This is a genomic window from Alcanivorax sp. HI0083 (assembly GCF_001635175.1).
The window spans coordinates 1-1050 of the sequence record NZ_LWFX01001509.1; the positions used below are offsets into that span (position 1 = coordinate 1).

Below are 1050 nucleotides of genomic sequence, written 5' to 3' on the forward strand. Positions count from 1 at the left end.
ACCTGAAGCCTTCGCGATGTAAACATCGCTCCCCCCCTCAAACTTCGGGATTGGTGGGAAGTCATGCTCGCATGACGAAGATGTTCGCGCAGCGCTGCTTCCCCTAAGTGAACAGCATTGCGCTGATGCGGGCTTTTTTATGGTTCATCACATCTTGGCGTGAATAACACGTTTCTCGCCGTTTGACTGGCTTATCGTGAACACTCCGCACTTTGCCAAACGCTCGACGCCGGATGCCTGACGTCAAACCCCATGGCCTGGGCGGCCTTTCAAGGCTTGTGGCAAAACCCTATGAATCAAACAGGGTAGCCACCCGCATGGGCACCGGCGCGTCTTCCACTTCAATCTCCGCCGGCAAGTTACCCGCCGGATCGCCGTCTGCCTGAATCGGCTCTTCACCGTTCTCACAGCGGATATACACCCGCTGGGCTCGCAGGCTGGCCACGCCATCCATCCGCTCCATGCGCCCGAACAACAGGGCAACCAGGCAACGCAGTAAAAACCGCACGCCGGGCTTCTGGAATAACAGCACCTGCACCTGTGGGCGCAGGATATTGGCCTCGTTACTCAACACGAAGCTGCCACCGTAATGGCGGCCATTGGTGATAATGGCGGAGAAACAATCCAGTGGCCGGCCATCCACCTCCACCCGATAGTGGCGCTGACCATAACGGCCAACCTGGCCAAGCATGGATAGCACATAAGCCAGTTTGCCGAAACGCTCCTTGATGCCCAGGTTGACCCCGTTGACCACCCAGGCGTCATAGCCAATGCCGCACATCATGATAAACCGCCGGCCATTCAGGCGGGCCGGCGTCACAGACACGCTTTTGCCCTTCACTACCACCTGCGCGGCCTGCTCCGGTTTTTTCGGCAACCCCAGCTCTTTGGCCAGTACATTCGCGGTGCCGGTGGCAAACACGCCCAGCGCCACGCCGCCAGCCAAGCCGTTGAGCACTTCGTTGGTAGTGCCATCTCCGCCCACGGCGACGACACAATCGCCTTGGTCCGAGAGCCCATTGAGGTAGTTCGTAGCGTCGTTGGGGCCTT

At 59.0% G+C, this 1050-nt stretch carries 1 protein-coding gene; it reads right to left on the minus strand.

Features of this window, described 5'->3' with window-relative positions:
* Positions 1–289: 289 nt before the first annotated feature.
* Positions 290–1050: diacylglycerol kinase family protein (locus A3754_RS22805; RefSeq protein ID WP_063521426.1), on the minus strand; the 761-nt coding region annotated here is incomplete at its 5' end.